General features: G+C 72.9%; 23 protein-coding genes. 12 read left to right on the forward strand and 11 right to left on the reverse strand.

Going from position 1 to position 25266, the window contains the following annotated elements; translation table 11 throughout:
• Positions 1-47: 47 nt before the first annotated feature.
• The 4 genes from egtA to egtD are packed head-to-tail and all read left to right on the forward strand — an operon-like array spanning position 48 to position 4403.
• A complete protein-coding gene (gene egtA / locus ACFCZ1_RS15235) occupies positions 48-1355 on the forward strand; it encodes an ergothioneine biosynthesis glutamate--cysteine ligase EgtA (protein WP_376678741.1) in 1308 nt (435 codons plus the stop codon).
• Positions 1352-2656 carry an ergothioneine biosynthesis protein EgtB gene (gene egtB, locus ACFCZ1_RS15240; protein ID WP_376678742.1) on the forward strand — a complete coding sequence of 435 codons (1305 nt, stop codon included), beginning with the start codon at positions 1352-1354 and terminating at the stop codon, positions 2654-2656. The genes egtA and egtB overlap by 4 nt, the downstream gene beginning before the upstream one ends.
• On the forward strand, positions 2656-3432 hold the full coding sequence (egtC, locus tag ACFCZ1_RS15245) for an ergothioneine biosynthesis protein EgtC (protein ID WP_376678743.1): 777 nt from the start codon (positions 2656-2658) through the stop codon (positions 3430-3432). Before egtB ends, egtC begins: the two co-directional genes overlap by 1 nt.
• Complete coding sequence (egtD, locus tag ACFCZ1_RS15250; RefSeq protein WP_376678744.1) at positions 3429-4403, forward strand: L-histidine N(alpha)-methyltransferase; 975 nt, start codon at positions 3429-3431, stop codon at positions 4401-4403. The genes egtC and egtD overlap by 4 nt, the downstream gene beginning before the upstream one ends.
• On the opposite strand, the gene ACFCZ1_RS15255 is transcribed toward egtD, so the two are convergent.
• The 3 genes from ACFCZ1_RS15255 to ACFCZ1_RS15265 all read right to left on the reverse strand — a co-directional run bounded on the left by ACFCZ1_RS15255 (position 4286) and on the right by ACFCZ1_RS15265 (position 7519).
• Positions 4286-5227, reverse strand: coding sequence for a lysophospholipid acyltransferase family protein (locus ACFCZ1_RS15255; protein WP_376678745.1), 942 nt, complete (start codon positions 5225-5227; stop codon positions 4286-4288). The genes egtD and ACFCZ1_RS15255 overlap by 118 nt on opposite strands.
• Entirely contained in the window at positions 5224-6042 is an 819-nt protein-coding gene (locus ACFCZ1_RS15260) for a GNAT family N-acetyltransferase (protein ID WP_376678746.1), read from the reverse strand. Before ACFCZ1_RS15260 ends, ACFCZ1_RS15255 begins: the two co-directional genes overlap by 4 nt.
• Before the next feature lie 214 nt (positions 6043-6256).
• Positions 6257-7519 (reverse strand): extracellular solute-binding protein, encoded by a 1263-nt coding sequence (locus ACFCZ1_RS15265; protein ID WP_376678747.1) that lies wholly within the window; start codon positions 7517-7519, stop codon positions 6257-6259.
• Between the two features lie 166 nt (positions 7520-7685).
• Here ACFCZ1_RS15265 and ACFCZ1_RS15270 point away from each other — a divergent pair, with 166 nt between their 5' ends.
• On the forward strand, positions 7686-7901 hold the full coding sequence (locus ACFCZ1_RS15270; RefSeq protein WP_376678748.1) for a dodecin: 216 nt from the start codon (positions 7686-7688) through the stop codon (positions 7899-7901).
• Between the two features lie 17 nt (positions 7902-7918).
• Here ACFCZ1_RS15270 and ACFCZ1_RS15275 read toward each other — a convergent pair whose 3' ends face one another.
• Positions 7919-8410, reverse strand: a complete 492-nt coding sequence (locus ACFCZ1_RS15275; RefSeq protein WP_376678749.1) for a hypothetical protein — start codon at positions 8408-8410, stop codon at positions 7919-7921.
• A gap of 188 nt (positions 8411-8598) precedes the next feature.
• On the opposite strand from ACFCZ1_RS15275, the gene ACFCZ1_RS15280 reads away from it, so the two are divergent.
• Positions 8599-9606 (forward strand): LLM class flavin-dependent oxidoreductase, encoded by a 1008-nt coding sequence (locus ACFCZ1_RS15280; protein WP_376678750.1) that lies wholly within the window; start codon positions 8599-8601, stop codon positions 9604-9606.
• Between the two features lie 10 nt (positions 9607-9616).
• Positions 9617-12142 carry an ABC transporter gene (locus tag ACFCZ1_RS15285; protein WP_376678751.1) on the forward strand — a complete coding sequence of 842 codons (2526 nt, stop codon included), beginning with the start codon at positions 9617-9619 and terminating at the stop codon, positions 12140-12142.
• A 111-nt stretch (positions 12143-12253) separates the two neighbouring features.
• Here the strand turns inward: ACFCZ1_RS15285 and ACFCZ1_RS15290 are convergent, their stop codons facing one another.
• The 4 genes from ACFCZ1_RS15290 to ACFCZ1_RS15305 all read right to left on the reverse strand — a co-directional run bounded on the left by ACFCZ1_RS15290 (position 12254) and on the right by ACFCZ1_RS15305 (position 16553).
• Positions 12254-12904 (reverse strand): hypothetical protein, encoded by a 651-nt coding sequence (locus ACFCZ1_RS15290; protein ID WP_376678752.1) that lies wholly within the window; start codon positions 12902-12904, stop codon positions 12254-12256.
• Positions 12905-13141: 237 nt separating this feature from the next.
• The gene (locus ACFCZ1_RS15295) at positions 13142-13882 is read right to left on the reverse strand and encodes a succinate dehydrogenase/fumarate reductase iron-sulfur subunit (protein ID WP_376678753.1); all 741 of its coding nucleotides are present in this window, start codon (positions 13880-13882) and stop codon (positions 13142-13144) included.
• Positions 13879-15828: a fumarate reductase/succinate dehydrogenase flavoprotein subunit gene (locus ACFCZ1_RS15300; RefSeq protein WP_376678766.1), complete on the reverse strand. Its 1950-nt coding sequence runs from the start codon at positions 15826-15828 to the stop codon at positions 13879-13881. The genes ACFCZ1_RS15295 and ACFCZ1_RS15300 overlap by 4 nt, the downstream gene beginning before the upstream one ends.
• Before the next feature lie 14 nt (positions 15829-15842).
• Positions 15843-16553 carry a succinate dehydrogenase gene (locus ACFCZ1_RS15305; protein ID WP_376678754.1) on the reverse strand — a complete coding sequence of 237 codons (711 nt, stop codon included), beginning with the start codon at positions 16551-16553 and terminating at the stop codon, positions 15843-15845.
• 72 nt (positions 16554-16625) lie between these two features.
• Here ACFCZ1_RS15305 and ACFCZ1_RS15310 point away from each other — a divergent pair, with 72 nt between their 5' ends.
• Positions 16626-17504, forward strand: a complete 879-nt coding sequence (locus tag ACFCZ1_RS15310; RefSeq protein ID WP_376678755.1) for a LysR family transcriptional regulator — start codon at positions 16626-16628, stop codon at positions 17502-17504.
• 49 nt (positions 17505-17553) lie between these two features.
• Here the strand turns inward: ACFCZ1_RS15310 and ACFCZ1_RS15315 are convergent, their stop codons facing one another.
• Complete coding sequence (locus ACFCZ1_RS15315; protein WP_376678756.1) at positions 17554-18198, reverse strand: TetR/AcrR family transcriptional regulator; 645 nt, start codon at positions 18196-18198, stop codon at positions 17554-17556.
• Between the two features lie 147 nt (positions 18199-18345).
• Between ACFCZ1_RS15315 and ACFCZ1_RS15320 the strand changes: the two genes are divergently transcribed.
• Positions 18346-19413: an FAD-dependent monooxygenase gene (locus ACFCZ1_RS15320; RefSeq protein WP_376678757.1), complete on the forward strand. Its 1068-nt coding sequence runs from the start codon at positions 18346-18348 to the stop codon at positions 19411-19413.
• A 14-nt stretch (positions 19414-19427) separates the two neighbouring features.
• Here ACFCZ1_RS15320 and ACFCZ1_RS15325 read toward each other — a convergent pair whose 3' ends face one another.
• Positions 19428-21536, reverse strand: a complete 2109-nt coding sequence (locus ACFCZ1_RS15325; protein ID WP_376678767.1) for a putative bifunctional diguanylate cyclase/phosphodiesterase — start codon at positions 21534-21536, stop codon at positions 19428-19430.
• A gap of 116 nt (positions 21537-21652) precedes the next feature.
• Positions 21653-22483, reverse strand: coding sequence for an SAM-dependent methyltransferase (locus ACFCZ1_RS15330; protein ID WP_376678768.1), 831 nt, complete (start codon positions 22481-22483; stop codon positions 21653-21655).
• 804 nt (positions 22484-23287) lie between these two features.
• Here ACFCZ1_RS15330 and ACFCZ1_RS15335 point away from each other — a divergent pair.
• The 3 genes from ACFCZ1_RS15335 to ACFCZ1_RS15345 all read left to right on the forward strand — a co-directional run bounded on the left by ACFCZ1_RS15335 (position 23288) and on the right by ACFCZ1_RS15345 (position 25187).
• Entirely contained in the window at positions 23288-23545 is a 258-nt protein-coding gene (locus tag ACFCZ1_RS15335; RefSeq protein WP_376678758.1) for a hypothetical protein, read from the forward strand.
• A 43-nt stretch (positions 23546-23588) separates the two neighbouring features.
• Entirely contained in the window at positions 23589-24359 is a 771-nt protein-coding gene (locus tag ACFCZ1_RS15340) for a hypothetical protein (protein ID WP_376678759.1), read from the forward strand.
• A gap of 240 nt (positions 24360-24599) precedes the next feature.
• A complete protein-coding gene (locus ACFCZ1_RS15345; RefSeq protein ID WP_376678760.1) occupies positions 24600-25187 on the forward strand; it encodes a hypothetical protein in 588 nt (195 codons plus the stop codon).
• Positions 25188-25266 lie beyond the last annotated feature (79 nt).

The raw sequence follows: 25266 nt of genomic DNA on the forward strand, positions 1-25266 counted from the left end.
AGGGACGGGTGATGTCACGACCGACGACAGGAGACGAGGACCCGGTCATGTCACAGGATTCACCCGCTCCGCCCACCGGCCACCCACCCGCACCAGCGATCACCGAGCCCGAGGCCGAGGACCTGGTCCACGGCATATGTTTCAAGACCGGTCCACCCCGCCTCCTGGGCGCCGAGCTCGAATGGCTGGTCCTGGACGCGGAGCGGCCCGGTCGGCCCCTGTCCCCCGAACGGCTGCTCGCCGCGCACACCACCGCCCGCGCCCTGCCCCTCCACTCCGGGGTGACCGTGGAACCCGGCGGCCAGCTGGAGCTCAGCTCGGCCCCCGCCACCTCCCTGAGCGCCTGCGTGGACAGCCTGCAGGACGATCTGACCGCCGTACGGGCCGCCTTGCTCACGCAGGGGCTGGTCCTGCACGGCCACGGCCACGACTCCCGCCGCCCGTACCGCCGGCTGCTGGCCAGCCCCCGCTACGACGCGATGGAGGCCTACTTCGACCGCACCGGCCCGGCCGGGCGCGCCATGATGTGCGCCTCCGCCTCCGTACAGGTCTGTGTGGACGCCGGACACGAGGAGCCCGGCGTCCTCGGCCACGGCCGGCGCTGGCGGCTGGCGCACCTGCTGGGCGCGGTCCTGGTGGCCGCGTTCGCCAACTCCCCCGCGCACGAGGGTCCGTACGCCGGATGGCGCTGTGCCCGCCAGGGCACCTGGGCCGACATCGACGACGGCCGGCGCGCGCTCGCCCCGCCGCTGGACGGCCCGCCGCGCGACACCTGGACCCGGACGGCACTGGACACCGAGGTGATGTGCGTACGGTCCCTCGGCGACGGGCCGTGGACCGTCCCGCGGGGCATGACCTTCCGCGACTGGCTGCGCACGGGCGGCCACCCGGGGCAGCGGCCCCCCACCGCGGAAGACCTGGACTACCACCTGTCCACGCTGTTCCCGCCCGTGCGGCCGCGCGGCCACCTGGAGCTGCGGATGATCGACGCCCAGCCCGGTGACGACGGCTGGCTGGTCCCGGTGGCCGTCGTGCACGCGCTGTTCGACGATCCCGAGGCGGCCGAGACCGCGTACCGGGTCGCCAAGGGGCTCGCCGACGCCTACGGCTCCGAGCCCGCGCCCCACAATCCGCTCTGGCGCTCCGCCGCCCGTCGCGGCCTGTCCGATCCGGAGCTGCGCGCGGCGGCCAGGGCCTGCTTCCGGGCCGCCTCCGAGGCGCTGCCGCGGCTGGGCGCGAGCGCGCACGTCCGCGACACGGTCGGCGCCTTCACCGAGCGCTTCGTCCTGCGCGGTCGCAGCCCGGCCGACGAACCGCCCCACCCCCATCCCACCGCGACGGAGGCCCGGCCGTGACCACCGAATCCCATCCCGGCCTGCGGGAGCGGGCGGCCGCCGCGCTGACCGCCGCCCGGGCCCGTACGGCCTCGCTCACCGACGCCGTGACCGACGAGGACCTCACCGCGCAGCACTCCCCCCTCATGTCCCCGCTGGTCTGGGACCTGGCGCACATCGGGAACCAGGAGGAGCTCTGGCTGCTGCGCAACGTCGCGGGGCGCGACTCCATGCGCCCCGAGATCAATTCGCTCTACGACGCCTTCGAGCATCCCCGCTCCGAGCGGCCGAAGCTGCCGCTGCTGGGGCCCGGGGAGGCCCGCCGCTACGCGTCCGAGGTACGCGGCAGGGTCTTCGACCTGCTGGAGCGCACTCCGCTGGAGGGCACGGCGCTGCTGGACTCGGGCTTCGCCTTCGGGATGATCGCCCAGCACGAACAGCAGCACGACGAAACCATGCTGATCACCCATCAGCTCCGCCGGGGCGCCCCCGTACTGACCGCCCCGGACCCGGATCCCGCGTACGATCCGCCGCCCGCGGCCGAAGTGCTCGTCCCCGGCGGCCCGTTCACCATGGGGACGTCGGCCGAGCCGTGGTCGCTGGACAATGAGCGGCCCGCGCACACCCGGGACACGGCGCCGTTCTGGATCGACACGGTGCCGGTGACCAATGCCGCGTACGAGGCGTTCATCGCCGACGGCGGCTACCGCGAGCCCCGCTGGTGGGCGCCGGCGGGCTGGGAGCAGATCCGCGAACACGACATCGGGGCACCGCTGTTCTGGCACAGCGAGGGCGGCCAGTGGCTGCGCCGCCGCTTCGGCGTCACCGAGCCGGTGCCGGGCGAGGAGCCGGTGCTGCACGTCAGCTGGTACGAGGCGGACGCCTACGCCCGCTGGGCGGGGCGCCGACTGCCCACGGAAACCGAGTGGGAGAAGGCCGCCCGGCACGATCCGGCGAGCGGCCGCTCGACCCGATACCCGTGGGGCGACGCCGACCCCACCCCCGCCCACGCCAATCTGGGCCAGCGCCATCTGCGTCCGGCCCGGGCGGGCAGCTACCCGGCCGGCGCCTCCCCCCTGGGGGTGCGCCAGCTGATCGGCGACGTATGGGAGTGGACGGCCTCCGATTTCCTGCCGTACCCGGGGTTCCGGGCCTTCCCGTACCGCGAGTACTCGGAGGTCTTCTTCGGGCCGGAGCACAAGGTGCTGCGGGGCGGTTCGTTCGCGGTGGACCCGGTGGCCTGCCGGGGCACGTTCCGCAACTGGGACCTGCCGGTGCGGCGGCAGATATTCTCCGGCTTCCGCACCGCGAGGGACGTCTGATGTGCCGTCATATCGCCTATCTGGGACCGGTGGTGGCGCTCGGGCGGCTGCTGAGCGAGCCCGCGCACTCGCTGGTCCACCAGTCCTGGGAGCCGCACCACCAGCGCAGCGGCACGGTCAACGCCGACGGCTTCGGCGTCGGCTGGTACGCCGACGACGACCCGGTGCCGGCTCGCTACCGCAAGGCCGGGCCGATCTGGTCCGACCTGACCTTCACCGATCTCGCCCGCGTGGTGCGCAGCGGGGCCGCACTGGCCGCCGTACGGGACTCCACGCTGCCCGGGGCCGACGGGGAGGCCGCGGCAGCGCCGTTCGCGGACGGGCCGTGGCTGTTCAGCCACAACGGCGTGATACGGGACTGGCCGGACGCGGCGGCTCCGCTCGCGCTCGGCCTGCCGCCCGAGGAGTTGCTGCAGTTGGAGGCGCGCACGGATTCGGCGCTGATCTGGGCGCTGACCCTGCACCGGCTGCGGGCCGGGGACGACCTGGGCACCGCGCTGGCCGGACCGGTGCGGGAGCTGGCCGGGGCCGCTCCCGGCTCCCGGCTGAACCTGCTGCTGACGGACGGCTCCGCCATCGCGGCGACGGCCTGGGGCGATTCGCTCTGGTACCTGGCCGACGCGCAGACGCAGCGCGTGGTGGTGGCGTCCGAGCCGTACGACGACGACTCCCGCTGGTGCGAAGTGCCCGACGGGACCCTGCTGACCGCCACTCGTACCCGGGTCGAGCTGACCCCGCTCAAGGAGACCCCCATGAGGGAGAAGGAGCGCTCGTGAACGACTTCCAGATGACCCGGACCCTCGATGAGAACGCCGCTGAGGCGGCGCTGCGCGCGGACGTGCTGCACGGGTTGACCCAGACCCCCAAGGTGCTGCCGCCGAAGTGGTTCTACGACGCGCGGGGCAGTGAACTCTTCGAGGAGATCACCCGGTTGCCCGAGTACTACCCCACGCGCGCGGAGCGGGAGATCCTGCTGGAGCGGGCGCAGGAGATCGCCTCGGCGAGCGGGGCCCGGACCCTGGTGGAGCTGGGCTCCGGCTCCTCGGAGAAGACCCGGCACCTGATCGAGGCGATGCCCGCGCTGGACACGTACATCCCGGTGGACGTGAGCGAGAGCGCCCTGGCCGGTGCGGCCGAAACGCTGCTGGCGGCTCATCCGGGGCTGCGGGTGCACGCGCTGCTGGCCGACTTCACGGCGGCGCTGCGCCTGCCGGAGTCCCCCGGGCCCCGGATGGTGGTGTTCCTGGGCGGCACGATCGGGAACCTGCTGCCGCCGGAGCGCGCGGTGTTCCTGGCGTCCGTGCGGGCGATGCTCTCGCCCGGTGACACGCTGCTGATCGGCACGGACCTGGTCAAGGACGAAGCCGTGCTGGTGGCGGCGTACGACGACGCGCAGGGGGTGACGGCCGAGTTCAACAAGAACGTACTGGCCGTCATCGACAGGGAGCTGGGCGCGGACTTCCACACCGCCGACTTCCAGCACGTGGCGGTGTGGAACCGGGAGCAGGAGTGGATCGAGATGCGGCTACGGGCCCGGTCCGAGGTCCTGGTGAAGATCAGGGCACTGGATCTGGTGGTGCCGTTCGCGGCGGGCGAGGAGATCCTGACGGAGGTGTCCGCGAAGTTCCGTCAGGAGGGGGTGCGCAAGGAACTGGCGGCCGCGGGGCTGGAGCTGACCCAGTGGTGGACGGACGCGGCGGGCCGTTTCGCACTGTCCTTGTCGGTCGCCGACGGTTTGGCGGGCTGAGTGGGGATGCCCGGGAGCGGCACCGGGTGTGAGGAGGCGGCGATCGCCGTCTGAGCGGCGGCCGCGAGGTCCCGCCGGTCCGCGTGGCGGCCCGGCGGGATCCGCGGCAGCAGCCTGACCTCGGCCCGCACTCCGCGGGCCCGGGCGATCCGCCAGAGCGAGGCGGTCAGCGGGTCGTCCCCGACGAAGGCGGGCTCCCCGGCGGTGTGCCCGTCACACCGCAGGTACGTGAGGCGGATCGGCTGTACGGGAACCCGTGCGTCCAGGGCCGACTGGAAGACGGCCCTGCGGAAGGTGCCCTGGGCCCGCCCGCACCACGTGGAGCCCTCGGGGAAGACCGTGACCCGGTCGCCGGCCAGCAGCGCGCCGGTGACGCTCCCAACGGTGTCGGGCAGGGCGCGGATCCGGTCGCGTTCGATGAACAGGGTTCCGGCCCGTGCGGCGAGGCTGCCGAGGACCGGCCAGGCCCGGATGTCGCTCTTGGCCAGCATCCGGCAGGGCAGGACGGCGGCGACGAGCGGGATGTCCAGCCAGGAGATGTGGTTGGCGACGACGAGGCGTCCGCCGGCCGGACCGGGGCTGCCGCCGTGCACGGTGATCCGTACGCCGAAGGCCCGGACCAGCGCGGCCGACCAGGCCCGTACGGCGGCGTGCCGGAGCCGGGCGGGAAGCAGCCGCAGCGGCGGGGCGCCGAGGACCCCGGCCAGGATCAGGGCGGTGGCGGCGGCGAGCCGGAGCACCGCGTGCGGGATGCTCGCGGTGCTCCCCGCGTGGCCGGCGCAGGCCCCGGGGGTGCAGGGCGAGGTGGGCAGCCAGACGCTCATGCGCCCGGGACGAGCGAGAGGAAGTGCTTGAGGTAGCGCGGGTTGGTGCGGCGCAGGGACAGCAGTACGTACAGGTCGGCGCAGCCGAACTCGGCGTCGAGGGCGGGCTCTCCGCAGACCCAGGCGCCCAGGCGCAGGTAGCCGCGCAGCAGCGGGGGCAGTTCCGTGCGGGCGGGGAAGGGGATGCCCTCGGGGTTCCAGGGGAGGTGGGGGGTGACCCGGTACTCCTCGGGGGCGAACGCGCGGGCCAGGGCGGCCTCGCGGGTGGCCGCGGCCAGCACCCCTCCGTCGGCGAGCGGTATCGAGCAGCAGCCGGCGAGCCAGTTGTGCCCGGAGCGTTCCATGTAGCGGGCGAGTCCGGCCCAGATCAGGGCGATGACGGCGCCGTTGCGGTGGTCGGGATGGACGCAGGAACGGCCGACCTCGACCAGGTCGGGCCGGATGGGGGCGAGGGCGGAGAGGTCGAACTCGCCCTCGGAGTAGAGGCGTCCGGCGACGGCGGCCCGCTCCGGGGGCAGCAGCCGGTAGGTGCCGACGACCTGTTCGCGCTCCTCGTCGAGGACGAGGAGGTGGTCGCAGTACGCGTCGAAGGAGTCGGCGTCGAGGCCGGGCTCGGGCCCGTCCAGACGGGCGCCCAGCTCCCCGGCGAAGACCTGGTGGCGCAGGCGCTGGGCGGCGCGCACCTCGTCCTCGTTGCGGGCCAGGCGCACGGCGTAGCGGGGACCGCCGACGGGGGCGGTGCCCGTGGCGGCGGGAGCCGGTGTGACGGCGGGGGCCGGGGAAAGCGGGGACGGGGACAGGGGTGCGATGGTCATGGCGGCTCCTGATCCGGGCACGGAGGGCCGGGCCGGCAGGTGTGCGACCTGGCTCCTTTACTTCTTCCGTGACCGGCTGGATTCGACATGACCGCTCAGCGGCCCGCGGATGTGCGGACGCTGAACTCGGCGGTGCTCCCGGTGGGCGGCCGGGTCGGCGGTCGGGTCGGCGGCCGGGTCGGCGGTCGGGTCGGCGGTCGGGTCAGCGGTCGGGTCAGCGGTCGGAGCTGAGCACCTTGCTGATGGTGTCGGAGGCCGCCCTGGCCGCCTGCTTGGGGTCCTGGCCGTTGAGGACGGCCGTCATGAAGGGCTTGATCGGGTTCTTCGCCTCGACCTCGGCCCAGCGGGCGGACTTCGGGGTGGCCCGGCCCTGGGCGGCGCCGACGGCCATGCTGGCGGCGCCGTCGTTGCCCTCGACCACGTGCGCGAGCGTGGTCTTGTTCGGCACGTAGCTCATGGTGCGGGCGAGTTCGGTCTGCCACTTCTCGCTGACCAGCGCGGTGATCACGGCCACCGCCTCCTTCCGCTGCCGGGTCCCCTCCGGAATGATCAGGTCCGAGCCGCCCGTGAACACGGCACCCGCCCTGTCGGAGGTCTTGCCGGGGATCGGGAAGTAGCCGAGCTTGCCCTTGAGCGCCGGGTTGGCCGCCTCGATCGCGGCGGCCTGGCCGGGCGGGGCGATGATCTGGGCGACCTGACCGCCGGCGAAGACCTCCGACTGCGGGGGCGTCTCCTCGTCGGCGTCCTTGGGGCCGTTGCCGAGGCTCTGGAGCTGCTTGTAGAACTCCATCCCGGCCAGGGCCCTCTCGTCGTCGAGGCTGCCGACCCACCGGCCGCTGGTCTCGATGGCGAGTTCGCCGCCCTCGTCCCAGATGAAGCCGGCGAGGACGTACCAGTTCTGGCCGGCGAGGTAGATGCCCTGCTGGCCGCCCCTGTCGAGCTTCTGGGTGGTCTGGAGCCACTCCGCGCGGGTCTTGGGCGTGTTCTTGATCCCGGCGTTCGCGAAGAGGTCCTTGTTGTAGATCACCACCCGGTTCGCGGCGTACCACGGGACGCCGTACTGGGCGCCGTTGACGCTTCCCGGGTCGGACAGCCCCCTGAGCCAGTCCTTGCTGCCCCATTCGCGCAGGCCTTCGAGGGTGAGCTCGGAGAGGCCGCCCGTCTCGATGTACTGCGCGACCTGGGTGTTGCCCACCTCGATGACGTCGGCGCCCTCCTTGCTCCTGCCCTTGAGCACGGCGTTCACCTTCTCGCCGATGCCCGTCCACTCCTGGATCCGGACGTCCAGGTCGATACCCGGGTGTTCCCGCTCGAAGGACGCGGTGAACTTTCCGATGAAGTCCTCCGACGCGCTGCCCTTCATCAGCCAGAGCGTCACCTTCTGCGCTCCCGGGGCCGGGTCACCCGACTGGCCGCAGCCCGTCAGGGCGGTCGCGGCCGCGAGGGCGGTACACACGGCGAGGAAGCGCATCTTCACGAAAGGCCACCTTCTGGGGACGGATCTCGGATGGCTTGAAATTGGCATAGACCAATGGGTGGGTCAAGGGCCTTTCGCTCGGAACTGTTCACGCAAAGTTCGCGGAGCCGGACTTACTGGGGCACCGTAGAACGAGGCAGAAGCCACCCAGTGTCGGGAGACCCCCATGTCCAATCACACGTACCGGGTGACCGAAATCGTCGGCACCTCCCACGAGGGCATCGATCAGGCCATCCGCAACGGGATCGCCCGTGCGGGCCAGACCGTGCGCAACCTCGACTGGTTCGAGGTCGTCCAGGTACGCGGGCACCTCGAGAACGGCGAGATCGCCCACTACCAGGTGGGACTCAAGGTCGGCTTCCGCCTGGAGGGCGAGGACTGACCGGCTCCCCTGCCCGCTCAGGTCCGGCCTTCCCCCTCCTGCGCCGCCTTGAGTTCGGGTGCGTCCGCCGCCCAGTCGGCCAGGACGACCCGGAATCCGGCGGCGCGGGCAGCCTGGCAGACCAGTTCGTCGTCGTCCACGAGCATGCGCACCTCCCGGCCCCGGGCGATCCGCTTCAGCACCTCCAGCTTGGTCGTCCGGGCCGGCCGCCGGTCCTGGTTCCCGCGCATCCACAGCCGCCCCTCGGGCAGGCCGTGCCGGACGAGCCAGTCCTCCGTGTCCGCCCGGCACCGCTCGGGACGGCCGGTCAGGTAGACGACCTCGCAGTCGGCCCCGCTCTCCAGCGCCAGCGCCACTCCGCGCCCGAGCGGCGGATCGGCCGGCGCCGCGCCGAAGAAGCCGGTCCAGTCGCGGGGACGGCGCTCCAGGAAGTGCTGGCGGTGGCCCGTGTCCGCCAGGGTGTTGTCGATGTCGAAGACGGCCAGCGGCCGGTGGGTGTTCCCGCTCATCCCGCAACCCTAGGTCCTGTCGTCAAAGTGGCGTCGGTCAGGCCCGCGGCGTCCGGTGCCGTGCATCACAAGGCGGAGGGGCGCCCGAGTACTGGACGCACTCGGGCGCCCCGACAACGGGCCCAGGTGCATTGCCCCGGGAGGTCGAGTCGCGGGAATCCTCGCGGCCCCCGGACGTTGAGACCTGTGTGATCCGAAGACTCTCCATACTCGACCGGTCCCGCACCCGTGAGGGCCGCCCGGTTCCGGAGGCCCTGCGCGACACCGTGGACCTGGCCCGGACGGCCGAGGAACTCGGTTACCACCGCTTCTGGGTATCGGAACACCACAGCGTGCCCGGGGTCGCGGGCTCCGCCCCGACCGTGCTGGCCGCCGCCGTCGCCGGCGCCACCCGGCGGATCAGGGTGGGAACGGGCGGGGTCATGCTGCCCAATCACCAGCCGCTCGTGGTCGCGGAGCAGTTCGGGGTCCTGGAGGCGCTGTACCCCGGCCGGATCGACATGGGGCTCGGCCGTTCGGTCGGCTTCACCACCGGCATCCGGCGGGCCCTGGGCCGGAACACCGCCGATGCCGGCCGGTTCGAGGAGCAGCTGGCCGAGTTGCTGGGCTGGCTCGACGGCAGCCAGCGGGCGCATCCCGAGGTGCACGCCCGCCCCGCCGAGGGGCTGCGGATACCGGCTTACGTACTGGCCACCGGTGAGGGCGCCGGGATCGCCGCGCGGGCCGGGCTGCCGCTGGTCGTGGGAGACCTGCGGGCCCGCGACAAGGTCACGGAGGTCGTCGGGGCGTACCGCGGGGAGTTCCGGCCCACGGCGTGGGGCGCCGAGCCGTACGTGGTGGTCTCCGGCACGGTGGCGGTGGCGGCCACCGCTGCGGACGCCCGCCGGATCCTGGTCCCCGAGGCGTGGTCCCTCGCCCACTCCCGCACCCGGGGCAGCTTCCCGCCGCTCCGACCCGCCGAGGAGGTCGAGGCCATGGCCATGACCCCGAAGGAGCGGCAGCTGTACGAGGGGGCTCTGGCCGGGCACGTCCACGGAACCGAGGAACAGGTCGCGGCGGAGCTGTCCGAGGTCGCCGAGCTGACCGGCGCGGACGAACTGCTGGTCACCACCTCCACCTACGACCGGGCGGCACTGCTGGACTCCTACCGCAGGCTGGCCCGGGTCGCGGGCCTCACGCCCCGGGCCGGGCTCTAAAATAGGACGAATGCACCAGCCCGCCGATCCTGCCCCTTCCGCCCGTGACACCGACGGCCGTGACGCCGACGCCCGTGACGCCGACGGCCGTGACGCGCACGTACGCGTCCGGGGAGCCCGCGAGCACAACCTGCGCGGCGTCGACGTGGACATCCCGCGCGACGCGCTGACCGTGTTCACCGGGGTCTCCGGCTCCGGCAAGAGCTCGCTCGCGTTCGGCACGATCTACGCCGAGGCCCAGCGCCGGTACTTCGAGTCCGTGGCCCCGTACGCCCGCCGGCTCATCCATCAGATCGGCGCCCCGAAGGTGGACTCGATCACGGGGCTGCCGCCCGCCGTCTCGCTGGAACAGCGCCGTTCCTCCCCGGGCTCGCGCTCCTCGGTCGGGACCGTCACCCTGCTGTCCAATTCGCTGCGGATGCTCTACTCGCGGGCCGGGACCTACCCGCCGGGTGCCGCGCGGCTCGACTCCGACGCCTTCTCCCCCAACACCGCTGCCGGAGCCTGCCCTTCGTGCCACGGACTCGGCCGGATCCACCACACCAGCGAGGCACTCCTCGTTCCCGATCCGGGCCTGTCGATCCGTCAGGGCGCCATCGCCGCCTGGCCGGGTGCCTGGCAGGGCAAGAACCTGCGGGACATCCTGGAGGCGCTGGGTCATGACGTGGACCGGCCCTGGCGGGAGCTGCCGGCGAAGGACCGCGAGTGGATCCTGTTCACCGAGGAGCAGCCGGTGGTGACCGTGCACCCGGTGCGGGAGGCCGACCGGATCCAACGGCCGTACCAGGGAACGTACATGAGCGCCCACCGCTACGTGATGCGGACGTTCTCCGACAGCAAGAGCACCTCCCTGCGGGCCCGTGCGGAGAGTTTCCTCACCGACTCCCCCTGCCCGGTGTGCGAAGGGCGGCGGCTGCGGCCGGAAGCCCTGGCGGTGACGTTCGCCGGGTACGGCATCGCCGAGCTGGCGGCGATGGCGCTGACCGACCTGGACCGCGTACTGGCCGGTGCGACGGGGGCCCCGGACCCGCGCGGGGAAGCGGGCGAGGGGGCGCCGGGCGGGGAAGCGGCGGGCGGGGAAGCGGCGGGCGGGGAAGCGGCGCGGGTGCTCGCGGAGGACCTGCGCTCGCGGATCGGCCCCGTCGTCGAGCTGGGGCTCGGCTATCTGAGCCTGGACCGCGCCGCGCCCACCCTGTCCACGGGCGAGCTCCAGCGGTTGCGGCTGGCGACACAGCTGCGGTCGGGACTGTTCGGGGTGGTGTACGTACTGGACGAACCGTCGGCGGGGCTGCATCCGGCCGACACCGAGGCGCTGCTCGGCGTACTGGACCGGCTGAAGGCGGCCGGGAACACGGTGTTCGTCGTGGAACACGATCTGGACGTGGCACGGCACGCCGACTGGCTGGTGGACGTGGGACCGCTGGCCGGGGAGCACGGCGGCCGGGTGCTCTACAGCGGGAGGCCGGAGTCGCTGGCCGGTGTGGCGGAGTCGGCGACGGCCCGGCACCTGTTCGCGGTGCGGGAGCCTGCTGCCGCCCCCCGCCCGGTGCGCAGGGCCACCGGGGCGGTGCGGCTCAGCGGCGTCCACCGGCACAACCTCCGTGGTGTGAGCGCAGAGTTCCCGCTGGGCGTGTTCACGGCGGTGACCGGGGTGTCGGGGTCGGGGAAGTCCACGCTGGTGGGCCAGGCGCTGGCCCGGGAGGTCGAAGGGCGCCTCGCGGATCCGGGCTTCCCCGTACGGCGGCTGGTGGAGGTCGACCAGAAGCCGATCGGCCGCACCCCCCGGTCCAACCTGGCCACGTACACGGGCCTGTTCGACGTGGTGCGCAGGCTGTTCACGGCGGCGCCGGAGGCCAGGGCGCGGGGCTGGAAGGCGGGCCGGTTCTCCTTCAACGTGGCGGGCGGCCGGTGCGAGACGTGCCAGGGCGAGGGCTTCGTCTCGGTGGAGCTGCTGTTCCTGCCGAGCACGTACGCCCCGTGCCCGCGGTGCGGGGGCGCCCGGTACGACCCCGAGACCCTTGAGGTCCGGTACGCGGGCCTGAACATCGCGGAGGTGCTGGCGCTGACGGTGGAGTCGGCGGCCGGGTTCTTCGCGGAGGTCCCGGCGGCGGCTCGCAGCCTGCGGGCGCTGGAGGACATCGGGCTGGGCTACCTGCGGCTGGGGCAGCCGGCCACCGAGTTGTCGGGCGGCGAGGCGCAGCGGATCAAGCTCGCCACGGAACTGCAGAGGCTGCGCCGGGACCACACGCTGTACCTGCTGGACGAGCCGACGACCGGGCTGCATCCGGCCGATGTGCAGGTGCTGATGCGGCAGTTGCACGGGCTGGTGGACGCGGGGCACTCGGTGGTGGTCGTGGAGCACGACATGGGCGTGGTGGCGGGCGCGGACTGGGTCATCGACCTGGGCCCGGGCGGTGGCACGGAAGGCGGCCGGATCGTGGCGGCGGGAACCCCGGCGGAGGTGGCCCGCACCACGGGCAGCCGGACGGCAGCCTATGTGGCACGGGCACTGGGGAAGGTCCCGCGGACGCCCTGACACGGTGAGCGCCGTGGGCCCGGCGGACGAGGAGCGGCCCTCCCCCGGTGGGGGAACGACCGTACTCGGCGAACGCGATGAGCCTTTTCGCACGGAGTGCTTGTCGCAGGTTCACGCATCGCCCGGCAGCAGGTGCTGCGGCAGTTCGCGGAAACTCCACCGGCCCCGGCTGCGGGTGAACTGCCAGACGAGGTCGTGGCGGTCGGGCCAGGTCGCGGGGACGCCGGGCACCTCGTCGGCGCCGAGGGCGCGGACCAGGCGGGGGATGCCGGTGTGCTCCCAGCAGACGAGTGCGGGCACCGGGCCGGCCAGCACGGCCTGGGCGAGGGCGGGTTCGGCGCCGACGGCGATGTCGGCACGGACGGGGGTGCGCAGTGCGGTGGCCAGGGCCGCCACGGTCTGCTTGCACCGGGCGGGGGCGGCGACCTTGCCGCCGGCCGCGAAGACGGCGGCGGGGCGGGGCAGCGAGGAGCCTTTGGCGGGCGGGAAGAGCCGCGGCAGCTCGTCGGCCCGGCGCCAGCCGCGCCCGGCCAGGGAGCCGGGGTCGTCCTCGCCCTCCTCGTCCCGGCCCGTGTCACCGGCGTACGGCTTCTCCGCGTGCCGGATCACCATGACCAGGGCGTCCTTGGGCACGGGCTGCGCGCCCGCGGCGGGGCCGCGGGGGTGGTCGTCCGTGGAACAGCCGGCCGCCGCGAGCGGGGAGAGGGCGGCGGCCAGCACGGCACGGCGGCGCGGTCCGGGCCCGGCGGGGGCTTCTGGCATGCGGTCACTGTCCGCCACGGTCCTGCGCGGCCGGGACACGGCGCGGGCCGGGGCCGGGATGAGCGCCCGGTCGGCGCAGCGGGTCAGCCGATCGGCCCAGGCCCGGGCGGGGCCTGGGGCGGGCCTGGGCCTGGGCCTGGGACCGAGAGCCGAGGGCCAAGGCCGGGCGGCAGACGGCAGACGGCAGGCGGCAGGCGGCAGGCGGCAGGCGGCAGGCGGCAGGCGGCAGGCGGCAGGTCAGCCCTTGCGCACCGCCCGCAGCCACTCCTTGTTCATCGCGGCGATCGACGGCAGCGGGATGCCCTTGGGGCAGGCCGTGGCGCACTCGCCGGTCAGGGTGCAGCCGCCGAAGCCCTCCTCGTCCATCCGGGCCACCATGTCGAGCACACGGGTCTCGCGCTCCGGCGAGCCCTGCGGGAGGACGCCCAGGTGGTTGACCTTGGCCGAGGTGAAGAGCATCGCGGAACCGTTGGGGCAGGCCGCCACGCAGGCACCGCAGCCGATGCACTCGGCGTGCTCGAAGGCGAAGTCGGCGTCGGCCTTGGGTACGGCGGTGGCGTGCGCCTCGGGTGCGGATCCGGTGGGGGCCGTGATGTAGCCGCCGGCCTGGATGATCCGGTCGAAGGCGCCGCGGTCGACGACGAGGTCCTTGACCACCGGGAAGGCCGCGGCCCGCCAGGGTTCGACGTCGATGGTGTCGCCGTCCGCGAAGGAGCGCATGTGGAGCTGGCAGGTGGTGGTGCGTTCCGGGCCGTGGGCGTCGCCGTTGATGACGAGGCTGCACGCGCCGCAGATGCCCTCGCGGCAGTCGTGGTCGAAGGCGACCGGGTCCTCGCCGCGCAGGATGAGGTCCTCGTTGAGGGTGTCGAGCATCTCCAGGAAGGACATGTCCTTAGAAATGCCGTCGACCTCGTAGGAGGCCATGGCGCCGGGGGCGTCGGCGTTCTGCTGGCGCCAGACGCGCAGGGTGAGCTTCATGCGTAGCTCCGCTGGGTGGGGTGGACGTACTCGAAGACGAGGTCTTCCTTGTGGAGGACGGGGGCGGCGCCGGTGCCCTGGTACTCCCAGGCGGCCGCGTAGCCGAACTCCTCGTCGCGGCGGGCGGCTTCGCCGTCGGGGGTCTGGGATTCCTCCCGGAAGTGGCCGCCGCAGGACTCGGCGCGGTGCAGGGCGTCGAGGCACATCAGCTCGGCGAGTTCGAGGTAGTCGACGATGCGGTTGGCCTTCTCCAGCGACTGGTTGAACTCCTGGCCGCTGCCCGGGACCTTGATGCGCCGCCAGAACTCCTCCCGGATCTCCGGGATCCGGGCGAGTGCCTTGCGCAGACCGGTTTCGGTGCGGGCCATCCCGCAGTACTCCCACATGAGTTCGCCGATCTCACGGTGGAAGGAGTCAGGGGTGCGGTCGCCGTCGACGGCGAGCAGCTTCGCGAGGCAGTCGCGGGTCTCGCGGACGGCGGCCGCGGCCTCGGGGTGGCTGTCGTCGATCTCGTCGTGGTGCGGGTGACGGGCGAGGTAGTCGTTGATGGTGGAGGGGAGGACGAAGTAGCCGTCGCCGAGCCCCTGCATGAGGGCGGAGGCGCCGAGGCGGTTCGCGCCGTGGTCGGAGAAGTTGGCCTCGCCGATCGCGAAGAGGCCGGGGACGGTGGTCTGGAGGTCGTAGTCGACCCACAGGCCGCCCATCGTGTAGTGCACGGCCGGGTAGATCCGCATGGGGACCTCGTACGGGTTCTCCGCGGTGATCCGCTCGTACATCTCGAAGAGGTTGCCGTACTTCTCGGCGACCTTGTCCCGGCCCATGCGGCGGATGGCGTCGGCGAAGTCGAGGTAGACGCCCTGTCCGCCGGGGCCGACGCCGCGTCCTTCGTCGCAGACGTTCTTGGCAGCTCGGGAGGCGATGTCGCGGGGGACGAGGTTGCCGAAGGAGGGGTAGATCCGCTCCAGGTAGTAGTCGCGCTCCGCCTCGGGGATGTCGGCCGCGGGGCGGGTGTCGCCCTTGGCCCTGGGGACCCAGATGCGGCCGTCGTTGCGCAGGGACTCGCTCATCAGCGTGAGCTTGGACTGGTGGTCGCCGGTCCGCGGGATGCAGGTGGGGTGGATCTGGGTGAAGCAGGGATTGGCGAAGTAGGCGCCGCGCCGGTGCGCCCGCCAGACGGCGGTCGCGTTGGAGTTCATGGCGTTGGTGGAGAGGTAGAAGACGTTGCCGTAGCCGCCGCTCGCCAGCACCACCGCGTCGGCGTAGTGGGTGGAGATCTCGCCGGTGACCAGGTCGCGGGCCACGATGCCGCGGGCCACGCCGTCGACCGTGATCAGGTCGAGCATCTCGGTGCGGGCGTGCATCTCGACGTTGCCGGCGGCGATCTGCCGGGACAGGGCCTGGTAGGCGCCGAGGAGGAGCTGCTGGCCCGTCTGGCCGCGGGCGTAGAAGGTACGGGAGACCTGGACGCCGCCGAAGGAGCGGGTGTCGAGGAGGCCGCCGTACTCGCGGGCGAAGGGGACCCCCTGGGCCACGCACTGGTCGATGATCTCCACCGAGATCTGGGCGAGCCGGTGGACGTTGGACTCGCGGGCGCGGAAGTCCCCGCCCTTGACGGTGTCGTAGAAGAGGCGGTGCACCGAGTCGCCGTCGTTGCGGTAGTTCTTCGCGGCGTTGATGCCGCCCTGGGCGGCGATGGAGTGGGCGCGGCGCGGGGAGTCGGAGAAGCAGAACTGGACGACGTGGTAGCCCTGTTCGGCGAGGGTGGCGCCGGCCGCGCCACCGGCCAGGCCGGTGCCGACGACGATGACGGTGTGCTTGCGCCGGTTGGCCGGGTTGACGAGCCTGGCCTCGAAGCGGCGGCGGTCCCAGCGCTCCGCGATCGGGCCCCCGGGTGCCTTGGTGTCGGCGAGCGGCCCGCCGGTGGTGTAGCTGGCGTAGTCGTTCATGCGGTCGCTCACGGTCAGTTCACCACTCCGGTCATGACGGCGACGGGGACGGACACGAAGCCCGCGAAGAGGACGAGGGCCAGGGCGTTGGCCAGGAACTTCAGGGTCCGGTCGCGGCGGGCGTTGCCGGCGCCGAGGGTCTGCGCGGCGCTCCAGAAGCCGTGCCGGACGTGCAGGCCGAGCGCGGCCATCGCCACGATGTAGATCGTGTTGCCGTACCAGGTGGAGAAGGTGGCGAGGACGTTCTCGTACGGGTGGCCGGCCCAGGCGCGTTCGTTGACGGTGAGCGTGGTCAGGTCGAGCACGTGCCAGACGATGAACAGGGCGAGGATGATCCCGCCCCAGCGCATGGTGCGGGTGGCGTAGCTCGCGCGGCGGCGCTTGTGCGCGTACTTCACCGGGCGGGCCTTGATGTCGCGGCGGCTGAGCTGGTACGCGGACACGGCGTGGGCGACGACCGCTGCGAGCAGGACCACCCGGGCGGCCCACAGGCCCCAGTGGCTGTGCAGGAAGGGCTCGCCCATGTGCCTCAGCCAGTGGGCGTAGTCGTTGAAGTCTCCCGGGCCGAAGAAGATCTTGAGGTTGCCCAGCATGTGGACGACGAGGTAGCCGAGCATGATCAGTCCGGAGACCGCCATGACGGTCTTCTTCCCGATGGTGGAGTCCCAGAGCGTCGATACGGCGGAGCCGCCTGTCCGGGTCCGGGTACGCGTTGCCAGAGCCATGGGTTCGACGGTAGAGACGAAGGACCCGAAAGGTCCAAGACATGATGTCGGTCATCTTGATAGACATTGCCTATGCAGTTTCAGCAGCTGGCGTACTTCGTGGCCGTCGCCGAGACCCGGCACTTCACTCGGGCCGCGGAGCGCGAGCACGTGGCACAGCCGTCGCTCTCGCAGCAGATCAAGGCGTTGGAGCGGGAGCTGGGGGCGGAGCTCTTCAGCCGGGCGCGGGGCAACATCGCGCTGACCGAGGCGGGTGAGACGCTGCTGCCGCTGGCCCGGCGGATCCTGGCGGACGCGGACACCGCACGGCTCGAGGTGCAGGAGCTGGCGCAGCTGCGGCGCGGACGGGTGCGGCTGGGGGCCACTCCGAGCGTGTGCACGGGCCTGCTGCCGGACGTGCTGCGTACCTTCCACACCGCACACCCCGGGATCGAGCTGGTGATCGAGGAGAGCGGTTCGCTCGACCTCGTACGGGAACTGGCACGCGGGGCCCTGGACCTGGCCCTGATCGCCCTGCCGCTGCCGCCCTCGGCTCCGGCGCTGACGACGGTGGAGCTGCTGACGGAGGACCTGGTGGTGGTCTCCTCCGCGGAGCTGCCGCCGCCGGGCGACGGGGGGCCACTGAGCATCTCCGGGCTGCGCGACGAGCCGATGGTGATGTTCCGCCACGGGTACGACCTGCGGGAGCTGACCGTGACGGCCTGCCGCGCGGAGGGTTTCGAGCCGGTCTTCACCGTGGAGGGCGGCGAGATGGACGCGGTCCTGGGCTTCGTCCGGGCGGGTCTGGGCATCGCGGTGGTACCGGCGATGGTGGTGGACCGCGCCGGTCCCGGCCTGCGGGCGACCCCCTTGGCGGGCTCCCCGCTGCGCCGCACGATCGCTCTGGCCCACCGCACCGATGTGGCTCCCCCGCGGGCGGCGCGCGAGCTGCAGCGCATCCTGGTGGGCTGACCGGGGCTGTCAGGGGCGACCAGGCGGGGTCAGGTGCGGTCAGGCGCGGTCAGGCGGTGGCTATCGGCAGGACCTGGTCGAGCCCGCCGGACAGCATCCCGAAGGCCGCGTCCGCGTCGGCCACGGCCGCCGGGAAGGCCTGGTCGGCGCCCTGCCCGGAGTCGATGCGACGCCAGTTCTCCCGGCCCAGCTCGTGGCGGACGGCCACCAGGTGCAGCGCGGCCAGCCGGGCGGTCAGCGGCGTGGCCGACTCGGCTTCGAGGACCGCGGCGAGCAGTTCCACCTCGCGGGCGGTGTAGAGGGCGAGGCGCGACTCCAGACTCGCGGTGGAGTAGACCAGCCGCTGGAAGGAGAGGACGGACGGATGGTCACAGAGCCCGGTGATCGGGTCCCGTCGGTCGAGGGCTTCCAGGAAGTGCGCGTGCACCGCCGCGACCGGACCCTGGCCGGCCGGCCGGTCGCGCACGACGCGCGCCGCCTCGTCCTGATGGTCGGCGAACCGGTCCAGCACCAGGTCCTCCTTGCTCGGGAAGTACCGGAACAGCGTGGGCTTGGAGACCTCCGCCGCGGCGGCGACGTCCGCCACCGATACCGCGTCGAAGCCCCGCTCCAGGAAGAGTTCCAGCGCCGTGGCCGCCAGTCGGTGACGCGTACGGAGCTTCTTGTTCTCGCGCAGACCCGTCGTGTTGTCCATGGCTCCCACCCTAGCACACACATGTGACCGAGTTACTTTTTGCACTCAGTTACTTTTCTAACCGGGTTGCTTTTTCTCGCCCGACCCGCTTTCCTTGAGACACGACAGCGAGACCGACAGCGAGACGACGACGAGAGAGGACTCCCGATGACCGGCGTTCTGATCGTGGGCTCCGGCCCCACCGGACTCACCCTGGCCTGTGACCTGACCCTCCGCGGGATCGCCGTCCGCGTCCTCGACGGACGTTCCGGACCCCACCGCGAGTCGCGGGGCAAGGGCCTCACTCCGGGCAGCCTGGAGGTCTTCGCCCGGCTCGGTGCCGCGGAGCGGATGTCCGCCATCGGCACCCGGGGCGTGGTCCTGCGCAAGTACTTCGACGGCGCCCACATCAAAGACACACCGTCCGGCGACGGCCTCCTGATCGGCCAGTGGCAGGTCGAAGAGGCTCTCCGCGAGCGGCTCGCCGGCCTGGGCGTCCGGGTCGAGTACCGGGCCCGGGTCGTCGGCATCACGCAGGACGCGGCCGGGGTCACCGCGGAGCTGGCGGACGGCCGTTCGGTCCGTGCCGGCTACGCCGCGGGGTGCGACGGCGGCCACAGCTCCGTCCGCAAACTCCTCGGGATCCCCTTCGAGGGACGCACGGACGCGACGGAGACGATGGTGATCGGTGACGTCAGGGCGCCGGGGCTGAGCCGGGACCACTGGCACCAGTGGTTCACCTCGGACGGCGGGGGAATGCTGCTCTGCCCGATACCGGCGACGGACGTCTTCCAGCTGCAGGCCTCACCCGAACCCGGGGAGGACGGCGAGCCGCTGCCTCCCTCGCTGGAGAGCTTCCAGCGGCTCTTCGACCGGCACGCCCGGGTTCCGGGGATCCGGCTGGCGGATCCCACCTGGCTCTCGGCCTGGCGGGTCAATGTCCGCATGGCCGCCCGGATGCGCGAGGGCCGGGTCTTCCTCGCCGGGGACGCGGCGCACGTCCATCCCATAGCCGGCGGCCTCGGCATGAACACCGGGGTGCAGGACGCGGCGGCGCTCGGCCTCGCGCTGGCCGCCGCCCTGACCGACCCGGCCGCGGACGGCGTGCTCGACGCCTACGAGGCCGAGCGGCTGCCGGCGGCCGCCCACGTACTGGCCGACACCGTCGGGCGGCACGAGCGGGTCCTGGCAGCCGTGCGCGAGCCCGGCCGCGGCACCGAGGCCGGGCTGGCCTGACCCCCGGGTGGGGGTCAGGGGGAGGGCACCGCGTCCGAGAGGGAGAGGGTGTGGATGCGGTCGGGGGATCCGGGGCGGGCGTAGTACCAGCCCTGGGCGGTGTCGCAGCCGAGGGCGCGCAGCTGGGCGGCCTGGGCGCCGGTCTCCACACCTTCGACGGTGACGGCGAGTTCGAGGCTGTGGGCCAGCGCGACGATCCCCTCCACGATCTTGACGTCGACGGGGTTGGCCGGGATCTGCTGCATCCCCTGGGTGAAGGAGCGGTCCAGCTTCAGGACACTCACCGGGAGGCGGCGCAGGTTGGCCAGGTTCGAGTAGCCGGTGCCGAAGTCGTCGAGGGCGATGTCGACGCCGAGGGCCGCGAGCCGGCGCAGCGGCTCGAGGAGTTCGTCGTCGGCGCCTATCAGGGCCGACTCGGTGACCTCCAGGCACAGTGCGCCGGGGGCGAGGCCCGACTTCTCCAGCACGGCGACGGTGTCGGCGACCAGGCCGGGATGGTGCAGCTGGGTCGGCGAGAGGTTGACGTTGATCCGCAGGGCCGAGCCGCCGTGCTGGCGCTGCCAGTTGCGGGCCTGGCGGACCGCCTCCTCGAGGACCCAGCGGCCGAGCGGCACGATCAGTCCGGTCCGTTCGGCGAGCGGGATGAAGCGGTCCGGGCCGAGCACCCCGTACTGCGGGTGCGACCAGCGCACCAGTGCCTCCGCGCCGTGCACGCTGCCGTCGTGCATGTGGACCAGCGGCTGGTACTCGATGAAGAACTCGCCGCGCTCCAGCGCCGCCGGCAGGGCGTTGGTCAGTCCGTGCCGGGTGATGGCCCGGGCGTCGGCCTCGGCGTCGGCGAACTCGAAGCGGTTGCCGCCGGCCGCCTTGGCCCGGTACATCGTGATGTCGGCGCTGCGCAGCACCTCCGCGGGGGTGCGCTCCCCGGCCGGACCCTCGACGATGCCGATGCTGCCCCGGACCGACAGCTCGCGGCCCTCCAGCCGGATCGGCGTGGAGAGGGCAGACAGGATGCGGACGGCGAGGTCGGTCACCTTGTGTTCGATGTCGGAGCCGGTGGTCAGGGCGACGAACTCGTCGCCGCCGAGCCGGGCGACGACCTCGCCGGGCCCCGTCGCACAGCTCTGCAGCCGGTCGGCGACCTCGACCAGAAGCCGGTCGCCCGCCGAGTGGCCGAGACTGTCGTTGACCGTCTTGAAACCGTCGAGATCCAGGTAGCACAGGCCGAAGTGGCTGCCCCCGGCCCCGCTGAGGGCCTTCTCCAGCCGCTCGAAGAACAGCGTCCGGTTGGGCAGACCGGTCAGGGCGTCGTGCGTGGCCTCGTAGCGCAGGCGCAGGTTCAGCAGCCGGCGTTCGGTGGTGTCCTCCATCAGCGCCAGCTGGTACTGGGGCACCCCCTCGGCGTCGCGGAGCAGGGACACCGTCAGGTTGGTCCACAGCACGGTGCCGTCGTGCCGGTAGTACGGCTTCTCCACGCGGTAGTTCTCGCGTTCGCCGCGTACCAGCTCGCCGTACATGCGCCAGACGTGCGGGGTGTCGTCGGGGTGTCCCCACTCGCTGACCTTGCGGCCCCGGACGTGCCCCTCCAGGCCGCCGAACATCTCCAGCAGCGCGTCGTTGACCTCCAGGATGTTTCCGTCCAGGTCGGCGATGCCGATGCCGACGGCCGCCCCTTCGAAGACCGCCCGGAAGCGTTCCTCGCTCGCGTGCAGTGCCTGCTGCGCGTCGATGCGGGCGGTCAGCGCCGAGCGGGCGATGGCCTCCTGCTCCTTGAGGGTGCGCTCGCGCAGGGCGCGCGCGAAGCCCGCCGCGATCCCGTGCTGCAGACGGGCACAGCGGGCCCGGTACTCCTCGGTGTCCTCCACGCCCGAGGCGCAGTAGAGCACCAGGTACGACTCGACCACCCCCAGCGTGCCGGCCAGCGCCTCGGGGTCGGTGCAGTGCACGGCGACGAGCTCCGCCCCCACCCGCTGGGCGACGGCCGCGTCGAAGGGCCGCGCGTGCAGGGCCTCGGCGAGGGTCCGGGTGAGGGGCACGAGGTGGCGTTCGAACTCGGGGCGCGTCAGCGAGGTCGCCGTGACCGGGAAGATCGCCCGCCCCCAGATGGTCGCGAAGCGGGCGATGCGGTCCTCGGTGCCGCCCTTGGGAACCGCCGGTGGCCCGGAGGGCGCCCCGGGCTCCGGAGCCTCGGCGGGCGCCGCGGCGGCGTCCGGCGCGCCCGCCGTCTGTGCCGGGAGTCTCACGCCTTGCGTCCCACTCCACTGAAGCCCGAGAAGGCGTACGGGTCCTCCTGGGCCTCGCCGTCGTCTCCGGCCTCGGGGCCGTCCGGCCGCCACTCGGGCATGGAGACCAGCCCCGGCTCCAGCAGCTCGAACCCGTCGAAGAAGCGGCGGATCTGCTCCCCGCTGCGCATCACGAGGGGGTTGCGGATGTCCCGGTAGACGCCGACCGCGCCGCTCGCGACCTCTTCCGTGAGCGGGATCCCCTCGAACGAGGCGTGCGTGAGGACCAGCAGGCTGCCGGGGGCCAGGGCGTCGCGCAGCTCGGCCACGGCGGCGTACGGATCGTCCGCGTCCTCCAGGAAGTGCAGGACGGCGACGAGCAGGACGGCGACCGGGCGGTCGAAGTCGAGCAGCCGCCCCACCTCGGGGGCGGCCAGGATGTCCCGCGGCTTGCGGAGGTCGGCGGCCACGACGGCGCTGCGGTCGTCGCCGTCCAGGACGGCCCGGCTGTGGGCCACGGCCACCGGATCGTGGTCGACGTAGACCACCTGCGCCTCGGGGCTGGCGGCCTGGGCGATCTCGTGGACATTGCCGAAGGTGGGGATGCCGGAGCCGATGTCGAGGAACTGCGTGACGCCCTCGGCGACGGCGTGCCGTACCGCGCGGCGCATGAATGCCCGGTTGGCCTGCATGATCTTCGGCAGGCCCGGCATGAATTCCATGGCCCGGCGGGCCGCCTGGCGGTCGACCTCGAAATTGTGGGAGCCGCCCAGGTAGTAATCGTAGATGCGGGACACGCTCGGCACCGATATGTCGATGCCTGGCGGGGCCCAGGCGGGGCGCTCCATCGGGGTCTCCAAGCGTTGTTCCTGCGGCGGTCCGTCCGAGGTCGGACTCCTGTCCGAGCCGAATCTACTGATCATTTCCCAACGAGGCGAGCAAAAGCGGAAATTGGCGATCCGTTCTTCGTCACACACCAAAGGCGGCCACCACCCCCGCCCGGCCGATTGATCGATACCGACACATCCCTTTTGGGAATTGCGCGGTGAACGCTCACACGCGTCCGACGGTCGGCCCGCGGCTGGCTCAAACCTCACTGGTCACCACTCCACCCGTTCAGGCGAACCGGGGCCGACCCTCGCGTGCGCGGGCGGGCGCGGGCCCATGCTCCCGGGGTGAACAGAGCCTGTGCCAGGCGCCTGCTGGCGGTCCCGGTCCTGCTGTGGGCGGCCTTGTCCGTCACGCCGGCCGTGGCTGATAGCAGCGCTTATGCGACGACCGCCGACGACGACGGCGCGGCCGCCCTCACGGTGGTCGCGGCGGCCTCCGGCGGCGGCCGCGGAGCCGGCCCGGGTGGCGGACATCACGGCCGCGACCACCGTGAGGGCGGCCGCGACCACAGCCACGGCGGCAACCACGGAGGAGGGCACGGCGGGGGACACGGCGGAGGGCACGGGGGCGGCCATCACGGCGGGCACCACTGCCCGCCGCCGCCTCCCCCGCCGTGCCCCCCGAAGCCGACTCCCCCGCCGAAGCCCACGCCGCCGCCCGAACCCACGCCGCCGCCCACGCCGGCCCCGCCCCCCGCACCCACCCGGCCCCCGAAGCCCCCGCCGCCACCACCGCCCGAACCGGCGCCGAAACCCGTTCCGATGCCCGTCGCGCCCGAACCGGCCCCGCCGAAACCGGCGCCCGCGCCGCCCCGGGTCGTCAAGGCGCCCGCCCCACCGGCACCCGCCCCCGTGGTGACGCCCCCGCCCAAACCCCCGCCCACGGCCCGGCCGGTGGCCCGTCCCGCCTACCACGCCCCTGCCCGCAAGCCGGCCGAACACCACGTCTCGCCGGTGACCTTCACCCTGCTGACCGCGGCGCCCGCGGTGCTCGCGATCGTCGCACTGCGCCCGCGCTAGACCCGGCCGCCCGAGTCCCGCCCGTACCCGATTGGGAGTCATCTTGTCGGAATGGCTCGTCCTGTCCCTCGCGATGGCCGCGGCCTGTGCCGTGGTGCTGTCCATCGCCTTCTTCAACCACCGCCGGATCGGCGAGGACGACGATCCGAACGAGACCCCGGACGTCATCGAGTACATGACGATGATGATCGGGGTGATCTACGCGATCGTCCTGGGCCTGGCGATCGCCGGCGTCTGGGAGGGCCGCGGTGCCGCCCAGGAGTACGTGCGCCAGGAAGCGCAGGCCCTGCACGAGATCAGCACCCGCTCCGAGGTCTACCCGGCCGAGGTGCGCAAGAAGATCCGGTCCGACGTCGACGCCTACGTGACGTACGTGGTGGACACGGAGTGGCAGGAGATGGCCGACAGCGGCGAGCTCACGGACCGCAGCGGGGAGCTGCTGGAACGGATCCGCCGGGACGTCACCGACTACGAGCCGCAGACGGACCACGAGGGGCAGGCGTACCAGCCGCTGGTCGACCAGGTCGCGGTGGCGGACGACGCCCGCAGTGCGCGCGGCCAGAGCGCCGGGGCCACCATGCCGGGGGTGGTGTGGTTCGGGCTGATCACCGGGGCCCTGGTGACGGTCGGTCTGATCTTCACCCTGCAGATCCGGCGGTCGTTCCGGGAGCTGCTGCTGGCAGGCCTGTTCAGCGCGCTCATCGCCTTCCTGCTGTTCCTCATCTGGGACTTCGACGCGCCGTTCGGGCGGGGCATCGCGGCCACCGCCGAACCGTTCCTCGCACAGTTCCCGCATCTGGGCCTCACGGAATGAGCGCCCGGCCCTGATGCCACTGACATCACGTGAAATCCGTTGAAAGCCGTCGCACTCCGGCATCCGGCAAACCGGGGACGGGCCTCCCGTCCCCGGTTCGGCCCAGTGCCGTGCCCCATTCGCCCGCTCCTGATCGCGGGTGACCGCCCCCGGACCTAGCGTGTCGAACATCGAGGCGCACGACCCCCCACGTGCGGAAACCCTTCCGCGGCTGCTCCTCGGGGATCCGGAGAATCAACCATGGGTGCGATACGCAGCTCCGCCACAGCCCTGCTGAGCGCCGCCGCGACGAGCGCGGTACTCGCGCTCGGCGCCCTCGGCGCGCCCGCCGCGACCGCGGCCGAGCCCCAGCAGGTCACCTCGTTCGGCTTCGCCCTCACCCCCTCGACCGTCGCCCCCGGCGGACAGACGGTGCTCTCCGTCACCGGCTGCGACGCCGCCTACTCCACCGCCTCCTCCGGGGTCTTCGACACCGTGAGCATCGCCCGCGGCCAGACCGTACGGGTCACGGTGGACCGCGACGCCAGGCCCGGAGCCGTCTACTCCGTCTCCTTCACCTGCAACGGGGAGACCGGCTCGGCCGACCTTGCGATCGCCGGCGGCACGGCCAGACCGACCACCAGCTCCACGCGGGCCCCCGCCAGGGGCGTCGCCACGGTCGTCGCCACCGGCGCCACCTCCTCCACGCTGGGTGTCCGCGGTGGCCTCGGCGGCAGCGTCGCCGGCATGGACCCGGTCGAGCTCGGCGTGGGAGCCGCCCTCTTCCTCACCGCCGCGGGCGGCACGGCGTACGCCCTGCGCCGCCGTGCGAGCGGCCGCGGCCACTGAGCCGGCCGTGTCAGCCGAACCCCTGTCAACCGCCGGTGGCCCCGGGTCCTGGCCAGGACCCGGGGCCACCGGCGGTTGA

Source organism: Streptomyces sp. NPDC056224, from assembly GCF_042267665.1.
GTDB lineage: Bacteria > Actinomycetota > Actinomycetes > Streptomycetales > Streptomycetaceae > Streptomyces.